The following is a 17,409-nucleotide window of genomic DNA, read 5'->3' on the forward strand; positions in this document are numbered from 1 at the left end:
AGGGGTTTGGCCGGTATCGAGGACGTCATGGACTTCCTGGTCGACCACCGGGCGGCGAACGTGCCCCCCGGCTATGTCGCCGAGCAGCTGGAGTCGATGGCCTGGATCGTCGACATCGCCTCCGGCGTCCGGCTGCGGGAGGTCGCCAGGCAGTGGATGACCTGCGGCGATCCCTTCCGGGTGGCGGTGGCGGCGGCCCTGTCGGAGGGCACGTACCTGTACGAGACGTTCGAGGAGCTGGCCGAGCTGGCGGCTCCGCTGAAGGAGCGCTTCCCCTCGATGGCGGCCGACCTGGACGCCTGGCTGGCCCGGGCGCGGGAGTCGTACGAGCGGCGTGAGAACGGGACCTGGTGGGAAACGGGCGGGGTCGACCGGACGGCCGGGTGAGGCGCCCGGGGGTGGGCGGTGCTTCCGCACCGGAAATCGGCGCTGTGGCATGCGGATGAATCGCTTGAATCGCTGATTCCAGCGGACGGAACAGCGGCGGCAATTCCACTTCGGATACGGAATTCGCCTGCCTGTCTCGACGAGCCATGCCCCGCCGCGCGTCCCGTCCACCGAAAGAGTCGCTCCGCCCCGCCGGATTGACCGGGGCCCGCCGGGACGGCCGTGGCCGGGTGGCCCGGGAGTACCGTGAAGGAGCCGGGGACCTTCCGCGCGGCGGTTCCCCACCGCCGCCGCCCCCGGTGATCGACGACGCCGGGCCGGACCCGTCCGCGCCCGGGGGCAGGTCAGTCCCATGAGCGTGCATGTGCCCGTCCCGCAGGAACGGGGGCCGTCGCCGCTGCGCGCCGAGCAGGTCCTCCCGCTCAACCGGCGCCGGCTGGAGGACCGTATGCAGGACCTCGGCGACCTGTACGCGGCGACGCAGGGCGGCCCGTCCTGGGAGGTCACCCGGGGGCGCCTGCTCTTCCAGCGGCGCCTGGCGGCCGACGCGCGGCGGCCCGGCTTCGCGCTGCTGGTCGCCGAGATGTGCGGGACACAGGACGACACGCCGGCGGGCGGGACCGTCCAGGCGGCGGCGGGGACGCGGGGCGCCGCGGTGCTCACCGGCTGCGCCTACGGCTTCCCGGTCACCGGCCACGCCTCCTGGTGGCGCGGCCTCGACCGGTACCTGCCCGCCGACCTGGCCCGGCTCGGCGCGCAAGGGCGGCTCTTCGCCGTCGCCAGGATCCTCGTCGCGCCCGAGGTGTGCACCCGGCACCGCGACGCCGACTGGAACCTCGCCCGGCGCCTGCAGACCCGGCTGCTGGCCGACCACGGCGCCGCGGCCGGGGTGACGCTGGTGGACCGCACCGACACCGCCACGCTGACGGCCCTGTGCGGGTGGGGGTGGCGGTACGTCGAGGAGGACACCGCGCCGGGGACGGCCCTGCCGGCGTTCCCGTGGCGGGTCCTGACACTCGTCACCCGTTGAGCCGCCCGCCGGTCCGGTGACACCGGGATCCGTGCCCGCCGTCGGCGCGACCCGCCGGTATCTCCCCCCGCCGCGGGAGATTTTCCGCGCGGGCGACTAGGGTTTTCCTGCGGGGTGCCCACCCCGCGGCGGGCCGTCCGGAAAAGCGGCCCGCGGGAAGGTGTGCATGTCCTCGGAGAACCGACTGCCGGAGAGCCGGCCCGGCGACGGACGTCCCGACGCCGGCGACCTGCTCGACGACGACGATTTTCCCGCTTACACCATGGGCCGGGCAGCGGAGCTGGTCGGCGCCACGCCCGGCTTCCTGCGCGCGCTCGGGGAGGCCCGGCTGATCGTGCCGAGCCGGTCGGAAGGCGGCCACCGCCGCTACTCGCGGCACCAGCTGCGGCTCGCCGTACGGGCCCGGGAACTCGTCGACCAGGGCACCCCGATCGAGGCCGCCTGCCGGATCATCGGCCTGGAGGACCGGCTGGCCGACGCCGAGCGCGCCAACCGGGAGCTGCGGCGCACGGCCGGGGAATCAGAAGAATCCGGAGCCTGAAATCTGTCACCGCCGGAGCAGGTTTTCGGCGGCATTTTCACTGTGGCTCGCCTCTCCTTTTCCTTCCCCACCGTCCGTGTTTTTCCGTGCTAGGGTCGATAGCAGTTGCAGTTGTGGTTGCCGTTTTATGTCACTGGGTTTCCAGGCAGGTGATCATCGCAGCGATGAGGAGGCCCGCGAGGTGCGGGTCTCCAGCACTGCCTGAGGAGAAATGACATGGCTACTGGCACTGTCAAGTGGTTCAACGCCGAAAAGGGCTTCGGCTTCATCCAGCAGGACGGCGGCGGCGCCGACGTCTTCGCCCACTACTCGAACATCGCCACCCAGGGCTTCCGTGAGCTCCAGGAGGGCCAGAAGGTGACCTTCGACGTCACGCAGGGCCAGAAGGGCCCGCAGGCGGAGAACATCATCCCCGCCTGATCCCTGGCTCAGCGCCTGAAAATGCCCCGCACACCTCGTGTGCGGGGCTTTTTCCGTGTACGGATCCTGTACGGATCACGCCGTGCCGCGCGGCTTCACCGGCCCCACCGGCACGTCCCCGCGCAGGGTGATGCGGTGCATGACCCGGTGCTGGTCGCCGTAGTCCCGGTTGGCGTAGTGGGCCGTGCTGCGGTTGTCCCACAGGGCCACGTCACCCGGCTGCCAGCGATGCCGTACGACGTGTTCCGGCTTGGTCAGGTGGGCGTACAGGATGTCGAGCAGGCCACGGCTCTCGTGCTCGGAGACACCGACGATGTGCGAGGTGAAACCCGGGTTGACGAACAGGCCCTTGCGGCCGCTCTCCGGGTGCACGCGCACGACCGGGTGCTCCACCGGCGCCAGCTCGGTGAACACCTCCCCCTCCCACACGTTCCCGCGGCCCTGCCGGCGCTGGGCGAGGTAGTAGCCGAACTCGCGGGTGCCGTCGTGGACGGCGGTGAGGGTGTCGATGTGGGCGCGCAGGCCCGGTGACAGCGACTCGTAGGCCAGCTGGCTGTCCGCCCAGTTGGTGTCGCCTCCGGTGGGCGGCAGCACCACGGCCCGCAGCACGGAGACGGCCGGCGGGCGGCGGACGAACGTCACGTCCGTGTGCCACACGTCCGCGAAGCCGTTGTCCTGGCTGTCCAGGGAGTACACCTCGGGCGGCACGTCACCGGAGTCGTGCACCGGGTGCCCGGCGGTGATCTCGCCGAGCCGGCGGCCGAAGTCGATCTGCGCGGCGTCGTCCAGGCCGTGCTGGCCGCGGACGAACAGCACCTTGTACCGCACCAGCGCCGCGCGGAGCGCACGGACCTCGTCGTCGGTGACGCGGGCGAGGTCGATGCCGTGGATCTCGGCGCCGAAGTGCGGGCCGAGTTCGACGAGGGGCAGGCGGGGCAGGGCGGTGGACGTGGAAGGCGCGGTGGCGGAGGCAGTGGTGGTGGTCATGGGTTCGGTCCTTTCGTCAGGGGTGGGGGTACGCCGGGCCTGTACGGCGGGTCGTACGGCGGGGTCAGGGCGCCGCGGCCGACTTCACCGCGTGCGCGACCCGGGCCCGCAGCTCCGCGAACTCCCGTGACTCCCGCAGCTCGTCGGCGTCGACGCCGTCCCGGGGCAGCGGGACCGGCAGGTCCAGGGCCACCGTCCCGGGCGCCTTGGTCAGCACGACGATGCGGGAGCCGAGGAACACCGCCTCGTCGGCCGAGTGCGTGACGAACACCGTGGTGCGGCCGGTCTGCGCGGCCACCCGGCGGACGTCCTCCTGGAGCCGCTCCCGGGTCAGCGCGTCCAGCGCCGCGAACGGCTCGTCCAGCAGCAGGAGCGGGTGCTCGGCGGCGAGGGCGCGGGCGATGGCGACGCGCTGCTGCTGCCCGCCGGAGATCTCCCAGGTCCGCCGCCCTTCCGTACCCTCCAGGCCGACGCGGGCCAGCAACTCCGCCCGGTGCGCGGCCCGGTGGGCGCGTTCGACGCCCGCGTACCGCAGCGCGAGGTCGACGTTGCCCCGCACGGTCCGCCAGGGGAACAGCCGCGGGGACTGGAAGACCACCCCGGCCGTCCGCCCCGGCCGGGGCTCGTCGCCGGACACGCGCACCGAGCCCTCCGTGGGCCGCTCGAACCCGGCGATCAGCCGCAGCAGCGTGCTCTTGCCGCAGCCGGAGGCGCCGACGAGGACGAGGAACTCGCCCGCGGGCACGGTCAGGTCGACCGGACCGACGGCGGTGACCTCGCCGTACCGGTGGACGACCCGGTCGAGGTGCACGGCGGCCCGCGGTGCCGCTGCGGAGCGCTCGGCGAGCTTGCCGGGGGCCTCACTTGAGGACATCGGGCAGCCCCTTCAGGTGGAAGGCCTTGCGGACGGCGTCCGGGGACGGAGCCGCGTCGATCTGGCGCTGGCCGGCCAGGAAGCGGCCGGTGTCGGTGACGTACGACAGGAGCCGGCCGGGAGTGCCGTCGGTGCCCAGCCAGTCGGCGGAGGCCACCTGCTCCGGGGTGAGGAAGACGCCCTGGTCGAGCTGGGCCCGCGCGTCGGCCGCGGGGATGTTCAGCTCGGCGGCGACGTCCCGCACCGCGCCGTCGGGGTCGGACTTCAGCAGCCGCAGCGCCTCGGCCTGCACCTTCCGCCAGGTGTCGATCACCTGCGGGTCGCGGGCGATCAGGTCGTCCGAGACGACGGCCAGGTCCAGCGTCGGCCTGCCCGCAGCGCCGATCTCCTTGCTGCTCGCCAACTGCGTGCCGTCCTTGCGGAGTTCGTCCAGGGTGGGCAGCCAGACGTAGGCGGCGTCGATGTCCCCGCGCTGCCAGGCGGCGAGGATCGCCTGCGGCTGGAGGTCGACGAGCTTGACGTCGGAGGCCCGCAGACCGGCGCGTTCCAGCGCCGCCAGCAGGCTGTAGTGCGAGGTCGAGGCGAACGGGGTGGCGACCGTGCGGCCCTTCAGGCCGGCGACGCCGGTGATCCCGGTGTCCTTGCGGGCGACCAGCGCCTCGTTCTCGCCGGCCACGTCGAGGATCCACGCCACCTTGTACGGGATCGGGGAGGAGCCGGAGATCCCGCGGGCGAACGGGCTCGACCCCAGGGCGGCGATGTCCAGCGACCTGCCGAGGAAGGCCTGGTTGACGCCGGCACCCGAGTCGAACTTGATCCAGCTGACGTCGTGCTCCGGCAGGGCCTTCTCCAGCAGCTTTCTCCGCTTCACGATCAGGTCGCCGCTGGGGAAGGCGAAGTAGCCGATGCGCAGCCGTCTCCCGCCGCCGGCGGAGGCCTCGCTGTCGCTGGAGCAGCCTGTGACGGCCGTGGAGAAGGCGGCGGCGAGGGCACCGGTGAGCAGGAGGCGACGGGAGGGGGCGGGCAGCGGACGGGACATGACGGGTCCGTTTCTGTTCGGGGGTACGGGAGGGTGTGCGCGGGGGGATGGCCGGCGGGGCGGCTCGCGGGTCAGGTGCGTCCGCGCCAGGGGACGGCCGCGCGTTCCAGCCGCAGCAGCAGGCCGTCGATGATCAGGCCGGAGACGCCGATGGCGATGATGCCGACGAGCACGACGGGGGTGTTGTTGTAGTTGGCGGCGTCCTTGACCATGCCGCCGATGCCGGGCAGGCCGTTGACCAGCTCGGCGGCGACCAGGGACGAGTAGGCGACGCCCACGGCCAGCCGTATGCCGGTCAGTGTCTCCGGCAGGGCGGAGGGCAGGACGACGTCCCTGACGACGTCCCGCCGGGAGGCGCCGAGGGCCCGGGCCGCCTCCACCAGGCTCCTCGGTACGGCGGCCACGGCCGTGGTGGTGGACACGGCGACCGGCGGGAAGGCCGCCACTGCGAGCAGCGTGACCTTCGGCTCCTCGTTGATGCCGAGCCAGATGACGAGCAGCGAGAAGTACGCCAGCGGCGGCAGCGTCCGCAGGAAAGTGATCCACGGCTCGAACAGCGACCGCAGCGGGCCGACGGTGCCCATGAGCAGGCCGAGCAGCACCCCGGCCGCGATGCCGAGGCCGGCGCCGAACGCTATGCGGCGCAGGCTGATGCCCAGGTGTTCGACGAGTGTGGTGCCGTTGTAGCCGCGGACGCCGTCGTGGGTGGTGGAGACGTCGACGAAGGCGTCCCACACCTTCGCGGGCGGCGGCAGAAGCGTCTCGCTCCAGGTGCCGCCGGCCGCGGCGAGCTGCCACAGGGCGAGGAAGAGCAGGAGTGAGGCGAGGGGGAGGGCGCTGCGGCGGACCCGTGCGGTGAGGCGGGCGAGGAGGCGGGGACGGCGTCGTTCGGCCGGTCCGCCGGGCGGGGGCGGGGCGGTGGGGGAGTCGGGCGGGGACAGGGAGGATGGCGAGGACACGGGCGGCCTCCAAGAAGCGCCGGAGGGCGGGGAAACGCGGGTCGGCAGGACGGACGACGACCCTGGGGACACCGCTGGAAGCGGGGACGGGAAACCGCCGCAGGACAACGCCGCCGCGCGCGGCAGACGTCAGCGGTCCGCGCGTACGGCGGTCAGCGGCAGGAGATCAGCGGCAGAAGGCGGCTGGGGATCAACAACACGCAGCCGGGCGTCGGCACAGGTCGATGACCAGGCGTCGCACCAAGGGCTCGTGATTCATGGGGCCCATTTCTACAGCAGCCGCCGCGCCCGGCCAACAGCCGTCCCACTTGCTGGAACACCGCGTGGGACGAGGCGGCGAGGGGCGAGGGGGTGCGGGGCGGGCGGGGCGGTCAGCCCGTCGGCACCGCGCGCTCCGCCCAGCTCGCCAGCAGCCGCAGCCGGGTCTCCGACGGGGAGTTCTCCTCGACCGTGTGGGCGATGAGGGCCTGGTCGGGGTCGTCCGGCAGGCGCAGGGTCTCGAAGCCGAGGTCGAGTTCGCCGACGACGGGGTGCCGGTAGACGTACCGGCCGTGGGTCTTGTCCTTCAGCCCGTGTTCGTCCCAGGCCGCGCGGAACTCCTCGCTCACCTCGACGAGTTCGTCGACCAGGCGCGCGGTGCGCGGGTCGCCGGGGTGGCGGGCGGCGTCGAGGCGGAGGTAGGCGGCCACGTCCCGCAGCTTGCCGGGGTGGTCGGCGTACAGCTCGCGCATGCCCTCGTCGAGGACGACCAGCCGGGCGAGGTTGCGCATGCGCGGCGGCAGCGCGCCGAAGTCGGTGATCAGCGCGGCGGCGAGCCGGTTCCAGGCGAGGACGTCGGTGCCCCGGCCGACGATGTACGCGGGCACCTCGGAGGAGTCCAGCAGGCGCCGCAGCCCCGGCCGTACCTCCTGCGGCGGGGCCGGGTCGGTGCCGGGTTCGGGGCCGGACCAGGGGCGGGCCAGCCGGTGCAGGTGCGCGCGCTCCACCTCGTCCAGCCGCAGCGCGCGGGCGACGGCGTCCAGGACCTCGGCGGAGAAGTGCAGGGTGCGGCCCTGCTCCAGCCGTACGTAGTGGTCGACGCTGACGCCGGCCAGGCGGGCCAGCTCCTCGCGGCGCAGCCCCGGCACGCGGCGGCGTCCCCCGTAGTCCGGCAGCCCCAGCTCCTCGGGCCGCAGCCGGGCCCGTCGGGACCGCAGGAACTCCCCCAGTTCGGCACGCCGGTCGAGTGTCATGCGCCCAGTATCGACGCCCGCCCCGCCCCGCTGCCTGGTCATGCCGTGCCCAGGCACGGGACGGCACTGGGTGGGACCGCAGGACGCGACCACAGTGGTGGTCACCGGGGCCGTTCGGCGCCCCGGACCCCGACTCCCGCAGGAGCACAGCCACATGGCCACGCACCACGACCACCCGATCCCCACCCTCCCCCTCGGCACCACCGGCATGGACATCTCCCGTGTCGGCTTCGGCTCCTGGGCGGTGTCCGGGTCCAACTGGACGTTCGGCTGGGGCGACACGGACGACGACGAGTCCGTCGCCGCGATCCGGCACGCCGTCGCCTCCGGCGTCAACTGGATCGACACCGCCGCCGTGTACGGGCTCGGCCACTCCGAGGAACTCGTCGGCCGGGCGATCGCCGGGCTGCCCGCGTCCGAGCGGCCCTACGTCTTCACCAAGGTCGGCCTCGTCTGGGACCCGGCCGACCCGACGGCCGCCCCGCGGCGGATCATGAAGCCGGAGTCCGTGCGCCGTGAGGTCGAGGACTCGCTGCGCCGCCTCGGCGTCGAGCACATCGACCTCTACCAGGTGCACTGGCCCGACACCGGCGAGTCCCTGGAGTACGTCGGCCAGGGCTCCGGCGCGGTCTCCCCCAACGCCACCCCGCTGGAGGAGTACTGGCAGGTGATGGCCGACCTCAGGGCCGAGGGCAAGGTCCGCGCGATCGGGCTGTCCAACCACACGCCCGACCTGCTGGACCGCGCCGAGAAGGTCGCGCACGTCGACGCGGTCCAGCCGCCGTTCTCCGCGATCAACCGCTCGGCCGCCGACGAGATCGCCTGGGCCGCCGCGCACGGCACCGGCGTCATCGTCTACTCGCCGCTCCAGTCCGGCCTGCTCACCGGCACCTTCTCCGCCGAGCGCGTGGCGAGCCTGCCCGCCGGCGACTGGCGTACCGCCCACGCCGACTTCACCACCCGGCTCGACGCCAACCTGCGCCTGGCCGAGGCGCTCAGGCCCGTCGCGGCCCGGCACGGCGCCACCGTCGCGGAGGTCGCCATCGCCTGGGTGCTGGCCTGGCCGGGCATCACCGGCGCCATCGTCGGCGCGCGCAGGCCCGCACAGGTCGACGGCTGGACCGGTGCGGGCGCGCTGGAACTGACACCGGCCGACCTCGACGAGATCGCCGCCGCCATCACCACGTCCGGCGCGGGCACGGGCCCGGCCCGCCCGTAGTGGCGCCGACGCTGACGGTCCTCGCGGAGTACGTCTCCGCCCCCGGCCGCGAGGACCGCCTGCGCACGGCCCTGGAGGCGATGATCGAGCCCTCCCTGGAGGAGCCCGGCTGCCTCGCCTACCGGACGTACGCCGACCCCAACCGCCCCGCGCACATGCTGACCCTCACCGAGTGGACCGACCGCACGGCCCTGACCCACCACACCACGACCCCGCACCACCGCCATCTGACCCGGGTCCTGGAACTGGTCCTGGCGGAGCCGGTGCGGGAGGGGGTGGTGCGGGTGTTGGGTGACTAGGACGGGGCCGCGCGGGTCACATCACGGCCGTATAGGCCTGCCATCCGGTGGCGATCCGGGTGCGGCCGCCGAAGGACCCCTTCCCGTTGCCGTTGTTGCGCCACAGGGTGCCCGAGGTGTCCCGGGAGACCAGGTCCGCCCGTCCGTCGCCGGTGAAGTCACCGACGCCGACGACGGCGTTGTACGTGGCCCCCCAGTCGTCGAAGACCTTCACCCGGGGACGGAAGCCGCCCGTGCCCGTGGGGTTGGCGTCGTAGCGCCACAGCTCGTTGGAGGTGTCCTGGACGAGCAGGTCGCCACGGCCGTCACCGTTCAGGTCGCCCGCGCCGATGATCTTCTTGTAGCCGGTCCAGTGCGTGGCGAGCCGGACGGGTGCGGCGAGCTTGCCCGTGGACGCACCACGGAAGAGGTGCATGTCGCCGGTGGACTTCTGGCGGGTGACCAGGTCCGGCAGGCGGTCGCCGTTGACATCGCCCGGCGAGGTCAGCACGTCGTACTGGTTCCAGCCGGTGCCGAGCGAGGTGTACGGCGTCGCGGGCGTCGCCGCCTTGCCGCAGCCCGGCCGGTAGGCCCTCAGCTCGCCGCTGCTCAGCCGGACCAGCAGGTCGTTGCACCGGTCACCGCTGAGGTCGCCGTACGGCACGAACCGCGCACTGGTCGGCCAGCCCGCACCCGACACCTTGCCGCCCAGCGTGCCCGTGCCGGTGCCCTGCTGGACGGTGAGGCCGCCGGAGGAGTTGAGGGTGACCAGGTCGCCGACTCCGTCGCTGCCCGCGTAGTCGCGCGGTGCGGCGGATCCGGCCGTCACCCGGACCGTGCCGGACAGGGACAGCGCGGCGCCCTGCCCGTCGGCGGGCTGGGCGGTGAGGGTCCAGGTGTAGGTGCCGTTGGTGACGAGGCGTCCGGTCGTGTCCTTGCCGTCCCAGGCCGCCGTCAGCAGACCGCGGGCCGAGGCGCCGGTCAGCGTGCGGACGGTGGCGCCGGTCGCCTTGTCCCGCACGGAGAGCGTCCACGCCCCGGCCGGCTTGGACAGCCACCAGGTGCCGGAGAAGCCCGCCGTCCGTGCCGTGACCGCGCTGTCGATCGCGGTCAGCGCGGAGGTGGGGACGCCCGTCGGCACGATGTGGACGCGCTGTTCCTCGTCGGCGTAGGCGACGGCGCCGCCGAAGCGGTCCACCGTCCAGCCGGTGCGTACCTGGCTGTACCCCCAGGGGAAGTGCAGCTGGGTCCAGCCGGCGAGGAGACGGCTGGGCAGGTCGGCCTGGTCGCCGGTGGTCGGCAGGCCGCCGTGCAGGTCGATGAGCTTGAGGCCGCTGACGGACTGGGTGCCGGGCACGTACTGGACGAGGTAGCCGTCGCCGAGGAGGACCGGGCCGCCGGGGGCGGTGGACGTGCGCCGGGTCGTCCGGTCGTACACGCCCGAGCCGAGCCCATCGCCCCAGGTGTCCTCGCACGACCAGTACACCCAGCGGCCCACCGCCTGGAGTGTGGACGGGGTGCAGCCGTTGCGGGTGGTGAAGGACTCGACAGCGGTGCCGGCGGGCAGCCGGGTGGCGGTGACCGTGCCGCCGGCCGTGGCGCCGCTCCACAGGGTGTTGCCCCACACGGCGGCGGCGACCCGGGTGCGCTGCTGGAGCACCTTCCCGGGTGCGCCGGTGACGAACTCGCCGATGTACTGCTTGCCGGAGGTGACGCCGTCGACGATCGCGTAACGGCCGCTGAGGTCCTTCAGCGCGGGCCCGCTGTCACCCGTCTCCAGGGTGGGGCCCCAGCCGGTGGTGCCATTGGCGCGCAGCATCGTCGCGTCCTGCTCGGTGGCGTTCTCGCGGCCGTGGCGGCCGGTGCCGTCGGCGAACATCCGGATGCAGCGCGGGGTGGACTCGTTGGTGCAGAGGTCGCCGTCCCGGCCGCTGACCAGACCGTCCACGCTGCGGCCGGTGACGCCGGGCGTGCCGCTCGTGGTGAGCCAGGTGCTGCGGTAGGCGCCGATGATGGTGGCCGGTGCGTAGGCGGTGCTGTTGTCGGCCGTGGTGAGGATGCCGCTGCCGAGGGACAGGCCGTGGATCTGTGCGGGCATCGGCTGGACGGTGGTCAGCCGGCTGCGGGTGACGGTGCCGTCGGCGGCCTGGGCGACGCGGTACACGCCCCAGTCGAGGTCGCCCTGCTCGACGTACTGCGCGGCGCCGGCGACGAGGACGGAGCCGTCGGGTGCCTGGACGAGCTGGTGGGCGGCCGGGTCCATGACGGTGGTCAGCTGCGTGCCGGTGCCGTCGGGGGTGAGGGCGAACAGCGGCTGGCCCCGGTAGCGGTCGTCGCCCGGGGACATGGGCTCGACGCCGAGCAGGGTGTGGCCGGCGACGCCGTACGCGGCCTGGTACGTCAGGGAGCTGGTCTCCAGGGTGCGGGGCGCGGCGGTGAGGTCGGCGCGGTCGTACAGGTCGGCCTTGCCGCGTCCGGGGCGCAGCCGCAGCACCGTGGTGGCGCTCAGCTGGAAGCCCTGCACCTCCCAGGAGTCGGCGGGGGCGGTGTCGGGCAGCGGGGTGTAGGCGCCGGTGGCGAGGTCGACGAGGCCCCAGTGGTGGGTGGTCTGGTCGTCCTGGCCGGTGGTGTAGCGGAGGATGACGGACCGTGCGTCGCCGTCCTCCACGGCGGAGAAGCCGGTCACGTCGGCCGGTACCCCGGTGATCGGTGTCTCGGTGACGCCGCCGTCCTGGGCCCGCCACAGGTGGTAGTCGCCCAGGCGCCGGGTGAGGACGGTGTCGCCGAAGGTGCCCGCGTACTCGTGTCCCTCGGGCACCGGCACCACGGTGGTCCCGCCCGAGGTGCCGGCCCCCTTCTGCAGGGTGACTTCGGCGTTCTCCTCCGAGTAGAGGGCGACCGTGTCGGAGCCGCGGCCGTAGTAACCGGTCCCGTACGAGGCCGCGTTGTAGGTGCCGCCGTCCTGGATCCGGTAGGTGATGGACACATCGAGCCGCTGCTGCAGCGCCGTAGTGGTGCCTGTGGCGTACTCCGTCCACAGGAACCGGTCGTCGCCCTCCTGGGTCCACAGGAAGCCCGTGGTGCCCGCGTCGAGGATTTGCGTGTACCGGGGCACCGCGCGCGGTGCGGCGGGCAGCACCAGTTCGCCCGCGGCGGTGGCGGCCGTGGACGGCGCGGCGGTGAGCGGGACGAGGGGCAGGCTCAGCCCGAGGGCCGCGGCGACGACGACCGCCGTGCGCACGGGACGTGAATGACGGACCGGTCTGGGCCGGCGTCGGCGGAGTCGGGCCACCGTTCCTCCTGGAGACGAGAAGAGGGCATGGCGGGACCCTGCGGCTGTGCGCCGCGCCTTCTCACTCCGGCCCCCCGGCCGTTCCCCCCACGCGCGTGACGGCGAGCCTAACAGCATGTTCATGACCGACGCGGAAGTGATCTACGCCACTGAAGTGCCGTTTCCCGTGACGTGAGGCGCCCTTGTGGCGCTGAATACGGTGAGCCACCCCTGTGAACGGTGTGGCCCGTGTGGCACCGGTGTGCCTCTTCTGACCTTTCTCTGTGGGCCGTGACGGCCCTGTGCCGGGGTGGATTTGTCGTGAGTCGTCGTACGTCGCATGCGTACAGACCGTTGAGCTTCAAGCGCCGGGCGTGGCTGACGCTCGGGGCGGTCGTCCTCGGTGGTGGGGGAGTGGTCTCCTACGCCGTGGCCAGCCCTTCCTCCGACGGGGACGCCGTGGGACAGGCCAAGCGGCCGGTGAAGGTTTTCAGCCTCGCCCTCAAGGGGACCGCGGCCGGCAAGCGGGAGCTGCCGCGCACCGAGACCCAGCAGTTCTCGCTCGTCGGCGTCACCTGGACGGGTGTCACCCGCAAGCTCGACGGCCGGGCGCAGGTGCGCACGCGCAGCCTGGAGACCGGTGAGTGGAGCGCCTGGCGTGACCTGGAGGTGGACACCGACCCGCTGGAGGACCCGGAGCCGGGCATGCGCGGCGCGTCCGAGCCGCTGTGGGTCGGACCGTCCGACGGCATCGAGGCGCAGGTGCTGCACGAGGACGGCAGTGCCGCCGCGCTGCCGCCGGGGCTGAAGACGACCCTGGTCGACCCGGGTGTGGTGACCAACGCCGAGGCGAAGGCCGCCGCGGCCGAGCCCGCCGGGTTCGTCGCCGAGCCGGCCGCGTTCGCCGCCGACGTGACGCCCTCGCCGACGCCCACGCCCACGGCGACCGCCACCACGCCGACCCCGCGGCCGTCCACCGTGCCGAAGCCGGACATCGTCTCGCGCGCCCAGTGGGGTGCCGACGAGTCGCTGAGCCCCGACCCGTCGGAGTACAACGCCGACGTGAAGGCCGTGTTCGTGCACCACACGGACGGCGCCCCCTACGAGTGCACCGACTCGGCGGCGATCGTGCGCGGCATCTACGCGTACCACACCACGCCGGTCGACAAGGGCGGCAACGGCTGGAACGACATCGGCTACAACTTCCTCGTCGACAAGTGCGGCACGATCTTCGAGGGCCGCAAGGGCGGCGTCGACCTGCCCGTGCTCGGCGCGCACACCTACGGCTGGAACCGGGAGTCCGCCGGTGTCGCCGTCCTCGGCGACTACGCCACCGCCGGTGCGTCCAACGGGGCGCTGGCCTCCGTCGCCCGGATCGCGGCCTGGAAGCTCGGCCAGTACAACGCCGACCCGGCCACCACCGTGCAGCTCAAGTCCGGTGCCACGCAGACCAACTACATGAAGGCCAGCTTCACCGCCGGGAACCTGTACACCTTCCAGCGGATCTCCGCGCACCGCGACGGCTACAACTCCGAGTGCCCGGGTGACGGCCTGTACGCGCAGCTGCCGACCATCCGCGCCTGGGCGTCCGGCCCGGTGCAGGGGCTGAAGGTGGCCTCGGTGGGCGGTGCCGCGCTGTCCGGGTCGACGTACTACACCAAGGGCGCGATCAGCGTGAAGTGGTCCGCCACCACGCCCGGCTCGCTCATCAAGAGCTTCGACCTGCTGGTCGACGGCAAGGTGGCGGCGACCGCCGCCGGTACGGCGACCTCCGCGAGCGTGACCCTGCCGGCAGGCAGCCACAGCGTCGCCGTGCAAGCCGTGCACCAGTCGGGCAAGACCACGGCCACCGCCGCGCTGACCGTCGTCGCCGACACCACCGCGCCCGTCTTCACCGCCAACCCGACGCTGTCCCTGCGGACCGGCACCGTCAACACGACGGCCGTGCCGGTGACGCTCGGCTGGAAGGCGACCGACGACAAGGCGCTGAAGGAGACGCGGCTGACGTCGCCGCAGACGGCGGTGTTCGGGCCGACCTGGACCGCGAACAACCGCACGTCGAACTCGGGTACGGCCTCCACCTGGTCGCTGACGGCGTACGACGTCGCGGGCAACTACCGCACCGCGTCCGCCGCCTACACGCCGGTCATCCTCCAGGAGACCTCCGCGGTGAAGACCGGTACGTGGACGGCCCGTTCCTCCACCAGCTACCTGGGCGGCAAGTCGTACTCCAGCGGCTCCAAGGGGGCCAGCCTGAGCTGGACGTTCACCGGGCGTTCCGCCTCCTGGGTGGTCTCGCGGGCGTCGACCTCGGGGCAGGCGTACGTGTACGTCGACGGGGTGAAGGTCTCCACGATCGACCTGAAGTACTCCAGCACCCTGTACCGGCAGGCGATCTGGACGAAGACCTGGTCGAGCAGTGCCAAGCACACGGTGAAGATCGTGGTCGTCGGCACCAGCGGCCGGCCCACCATCACGACGGACGGCCTCGTCTACATCAATTGACATGCTCCTCGCCCTGAAGGGCGAGGATTCTGGCCTTCCCGACCGGTTCCTGTGCCGCGCCAGCGGCACGGTTTCCGGTCGGGAATCCGTGGCTTCCTGTTTCTTCGCGCTGTGCCGGGATTACTCCGGGTCTTACCGGCGCTCCGCAGGCCGATACCGCCAGTCCGGCGGCCGTCTTCACATTGATCGCGGCATTGGTGTCCCGGTCATGGACAGCGCCGCAGCCGCTACAGGTCCACTCCCGCACGTGGAGAGGTTTGGGTCCGTCCACGGCGCCGCAGGTGGAGCAGGTCTGGGAGGTCGGTGTGAACCGGCCGGCCTTCACCAGGACGCGGCCGTACCGGGCGGCTTTGTACTGCAGCATGCTGAGGAACTGGGCCCAGCCGGCGTCGTGCACGGACTTGGCCAGCTTCGTGCGGGCCAGTCCCGCCACCGACAGGTCCTCCACGGCGATTGCTTGGTTCTCGCGGATCAGCTTCGTGGAGAGCTGGTGGTGGAATTCACGGCGCGCGTCGGCGACCTTGGCGTGGGCGCGGGCGACCTTCAGGCGGGCCTTCGCTCGGTTCTTCGACCCCTTCTGTTTGCGGGACAGTTCCCTTTGGGCTTTCTTCAGCTTCTTCTCCGCGCGCCGTAGAAAGCGCGGGGAGCCAATCTTCGTGCCGTCGGACAGGACGGCGAAGTGGATGAGGCCGAGGTCGATGCCGACGGTGCGGTCGGTGGCGGGCATCCCTGCGGTGTCGGCGGCGTGGTCGGTGTCGACGACGAAGGAGGCGAAGTACCTGCCCGCCGCGTCCCTGAGGACGGTGACGGAGGTCGGGGTGGCGGGCAGGGTGCGGGACCACCGCACTTTGACCGCGCCGATCTTCGGCAGGTTCAGACGGCCACTGTCGGTAATGCCCCAGCGGGCATTGGCGGTGAACCGGACCGACTGCCGGGCGTCCTTGCGGGACTTATAGCGAGGCGCGCCCACTTTCGGGCCCTTGCGGGTGTCTTTGAGGGAGGCGAAGAAGTTTCGGTATGCGCTCTCGGCGTCCCGCAGGGACTGCTGGAGCACCACCGCCGAGACCTCACCCAGCCAGGACCGCTCTTTCGTCCGCTTCGCCTCGGTGATCAGCTTCCGGGACAGCTCACCGGCCGTCGGAAACGGCTGCCCGGCCTTTCGCGCATTCTCACGGGCGCGGACCGCGTCGTTGAACACGACGCGAGCGCACCCGAACGCCTTCGCCAGCGCGGCCTGCTGAGCGGCGTCGGGGTACAACCTGAAGGCGTACCGCAGCTGCATGACGATGATGCTAGGAACGTCGAACCCGCGTCGTCATCGGGAACATATGAGCGATCCATCACCTTCACGGGCAGGGGCCGACTCCGCCGGAACGCCACCGGGACGCTCCGTGTCGCGACCACGGGACTCGCTTCACCCCGGCCTGACGGCCAGGAGCACAGCCATCCCGGGTAGCGGCAAGAGCGTGAGCGACGGGCCCCGTGCCGCCGGAAGGCGCACGGGGCCCTTGCCTTGGCGGCGTGGTGCAGCCAGAGCTGGACAAAGCGGGCATAACGTGCCTGATATGACGAAGCGACTACTCGCCTATCTGCTCTGCGGCGCGGCGCTCCTCGCCGGCGGCCTCGGCGCCGCCGCCCCCGCCAGCGCGCGGCACTCCGTCCACCTGGTCCACCCCGGCCAGTCGATCCAGCAGGCGGTCGACGCCGCCGAGTCCGGCGACACCGTCCTCGTGCTCCCCGGCACCTACCGGGAGAGCGTGACGGTCACCACACCCGGCATCACCCTGCGCGGCACCGGCCGGGAGACCGTGATCCGGCCCGGCAGCACGCCCGTCACCCAGACGGCCACCGGCACCCGCGCCCCCCGCGCCACGGTGAGCTGCGCCGAGAGCGGCAACGGCATCTGCGTCATCGGGACGAAGGACAAGGACGTCGAGGACGTCACCGTCGCCGCCCTGACGGTCACCGGCTTCGCCCGCTCCGGTGTGTTCGCGATGGCCAGCGAGGGCCTGACCGTTCGCAACGTGACCTCCGTGAAGAACGGCGTGTGGGGCATCTCGGTGGAGCGCTCGGTGCACACCCTGATCCGCCACAACACCGTCCGCGACAACGGCGACGCGGGCGTGTTCCTCGCCAACACCATCAAGGCCGAGGAAGGCGCCGCCGACACCCACGGCACGCTCGTCGAGCGCAACCGCCTCGAAGGCAACCGCATCGGCGTCACCGTACGGCGGCTGCGCAACCTGACCGTCGCCGCCAACCTCCTCACCGGCAACTGCGCGGGCGTGTTCGTCGTAGGCGACGAGAACAAGCCGAAGGCCGGCGCGCTGACCGTGCGCGACAACCAGGTCCTGCGCAACAACAAGTCCTGCCCGAAGACCGACCGGCTGCCCGCCCTGCAGGGCTCCGGCATCGTCCTGACCGGCACCGAGAAGGTCCTCGTCACCGGCAACGACGTCCGGGAGAACGCCGGCGCCTCCCCGCTGTCCGGCGGGATCGTGCTGTTCAAGAGCTTCGTCGGCGTCACCGGCGACGACAACCGGATCAGCGGCAACCGCCTCGCGGACAACGCCCCGGCCGACCTCGTCAACACCGACACCGGCCTGCACAACACCTTCGAGGGCAACACCTGCCGGGCCTCCCGCCCGGCGGGGATGTGCTGACGGG

15 protein-coding genes are annotated in these 17,409 nt (G+C 72.5%); 8 read left to right on the forward strand and 7 right to left on the reverse strand.

Going from position 1 to position 17,409, the window contains the following annotated elements; genetic code table 11:
• Positions 1 to 6 precede the first annotated feature (6 nt).
• The 4 genes from IE308_RS24860 (at position 7) to IE308_RS24875 (ending at position 2,378) form a co-directional block, all read left to right on the forward strand.
• Positions 7 to 387: a hypothetical protein gene (locus IE308_RS24860; RefSeq protein WP_190219624.1), complete on the forward strand. Its 381-nt coding sequence runs from the start codon at positions 7 to 9 to the stop codon at positions 385 to 387.
• Between the two features lie 352 nt (positions 388 to 739).
• Positions 740 to 1,417: a hypothetical protein gene (locus IE308_RS24865; protein WP_190219625.1), complete on the forward strand. Its 678-nt coding sequence runs from the start codon at positions 740 to 742 to the stop codon at positions 1,415 to 1,417.
• Positions 1,418 to 1,583: 166 nt separating this feature from the next.
• Positions 1,584 to 1,958 carry a MerR family transcriptional regulator gene (locus IE308_RS24870; RefSeq protein ID WP_110629335.1) on the forward strand — a complete coding sequence of 125 codons (375 nt, stop codon included), beginning with the start codon at positions 1,584 to 1,586 and terminating at the stop codon, positions 1,956 to 1,958.
• A 216-nt stretch (positions 1,959 to 2,174) separates the two neighbouring features.
• On the forward strand, positions 2,175 to 2,378 hold the full coding sequence (locus IE308_RS24875) for a cold-shock protein (RefSeq protein WP_110629336.1): 204 nt from the start codon (positions 2,175 to 2,177) through the stop codon (positions 2,376 to 2,378).
• Positions 2,379 to 2,453: 75 nt separating this feature from the next.
• Here the strand turns inward: IE308_RS24875 and IE308_RS24880 are convergent, their stop codons facing one another.
• The 5 genes from IE308_RS24880 to IE308_RS24900 form a co-directional block, all read right to left on the reverse strand.
• Positions 2,454 to 3,365 carry a TauD/TfdA dioxygenase family protein gene (locus IE308_RS24880; protein ID WP_190219626.1) on the reverse strand — a complete coding sequence of 304 codons (912 nt, stop codon included), beginning with the start codon at positions 3,363 to 3,365 and terminating at the stop codon, positions 2,454 to 2,456.
• 64 nt (positions 3,366 to 3,429) lie between these two features.
• Entirely contained in the window at positions 3,430 to 4,239 is an 810-nt protein-coding gene (locus IE308_RS24885) for an ABC transporter ATP-binding protein (protein WP_190219627.1), read from the reverse strand.
• Complete coding sequence (locus tag IE308_RS24890; RefSeq protein ID WP_190219628.1) at positions 4,226 to 5,278, reverse strand: taurine ABC transporter substrate-binding protein; 1,053 nt, start codon at positions 5,276 to 5,278, stop codon at positions 4,226 to 4,228. The genes IE308_RS24885 and IE308_RS24890 overlap by 14 nt, the downstream gene beginning before the upstream one ends.
• Positions 5,279 to 5,349: 71 nt before the next feature.
• Positions 5,350 to 6,237 (reverse strand): ABC transporter permease, encoded by an 888-nt coding sequence (locus tag IE308_RS24895; protein WP_229909036.1) that lies wholly within the window; start codon positions 6,235 to 6,237, stop codon positions 5,350 to 5,352.
• A 371-nt stretch (positions 6,238 to 6,608) separates the two neighbouring features.
• Entirely contained in the window at positions 6,609 to 7,469 is an 861-nt protein-coding gene (locus tag IE308_RS24900; protein ID WP_190219629.1) for a helix-turn-helix transcriptional regulator, read from the reverse strand.
• A gap of 154 nt (positions 7,470 to 7,623) precedes the next feature.
• Here IE308_RS24900 and IE308_RS24905 point away from each other — a divergent pair, with 154 nt between their 5' ends.
• Complete coding sequence (locus IE308_RS24905; RefSeq protein WP_190219630.1) at positions 7,624 to 8,688, forward strand: aldo/keto reductase; 1,065 nt, start codon at positions 7,624 to 7,626, stop codon at positions 8,686 to 8,688.
• The gene (locus tag IE308_RS24910) at positions 8,688 to 8,987 is read left to right on the forward strand and encodes a putative quinol monooxygenase (protein WP_229909037.1); all 300 of its coding nucleotides are present in this window, start codon (positions 8,688 to 8,690) and stop codon (positions 8,985 to 8,987) included. Before IE308_RS24905 ends, IE308_RS24910 begins: the two co-directional genes overlap by 1 nt.
• Positions 8,988 to 9,003: 16 nt before the next feature.
• Here the strand turns inward: IE308_RS24910 and IE308_RS24915 are convergent, their stop codons facing one another.
• Positions 9,004 to 12,207 carry an FG-GAP-like repeat-containing protein gene (locus IE308_RS24915; RefSeq protein WP_229909038.1) on the reverse strand — a complete coding sequence of 1,068 codons (3,204 nt, stop codon included), beginning with the start codon at positions 12,205 to 12,207 and terminating at the stop codon, positions 9,004 to 9,006.
• 384 nt (positions 12,208 to 12,591) lie between these two features.
• Between IE308_RS24915 and IE308_RS24920 the strand changes: the two genes are divergently transcribed.
• On the forward strand, positions 12,592 to 14,742 hold the full coding sequence (locus IE308_RS24920) for a peptidoglycan recognition protein family protein (protein WP_190219632.1): 2,151 nt from the start codon (positions 12,592 to 12,594) through the stop codon (positions 14,740 to 14,742).
• On the opposite strand, the gene IE308_RS24925 is transcribed toward IE308_RS24920, so the two are convergent.
• Positions 14,735 to 16,024, reverse strand: a complete 1,290-nt coding sequence (locus IE308_RS24925; RefSeq protein ID WP_229909039.1) for an RNA-guided endonuclease InsQ/TnpB family protein — start codon at positions 16,022 to 16,024, stop codon at positions 14,735 to 14,737. The genes IE308_RS24920 and IE308_RS24925 overlap by 8 nt on opposite strands.
• 283 nt (positions 16,025 to 16,307) lie before the next feature.
• Between IE308_RS24925 and IE308_RS24930 the strand changes: the two genes are divergently transcribed.
• A complete protein-coding gene (locus IE308_RS24930; RefSeq protein WP_190219633.1) occupies positions 16,308 to 17,405 on the forward strand; it encodes a right-handed parallel beta-helix repeat-containing protein in 1,098 nt (365 codons plus the stop codon).
• Positions 17,406 to 17,409 lie beyond the last annotated feature (4 nt).

Source organism: Streptomyces griseosporeus, assembly GCF_014656055.1.
Lineage (GTDB): Bacteria > Actinomycetota > Actinomycetes > Streptomycetales > Streptomycetaceae > Streptomyces > Streptomyces griseosporeus.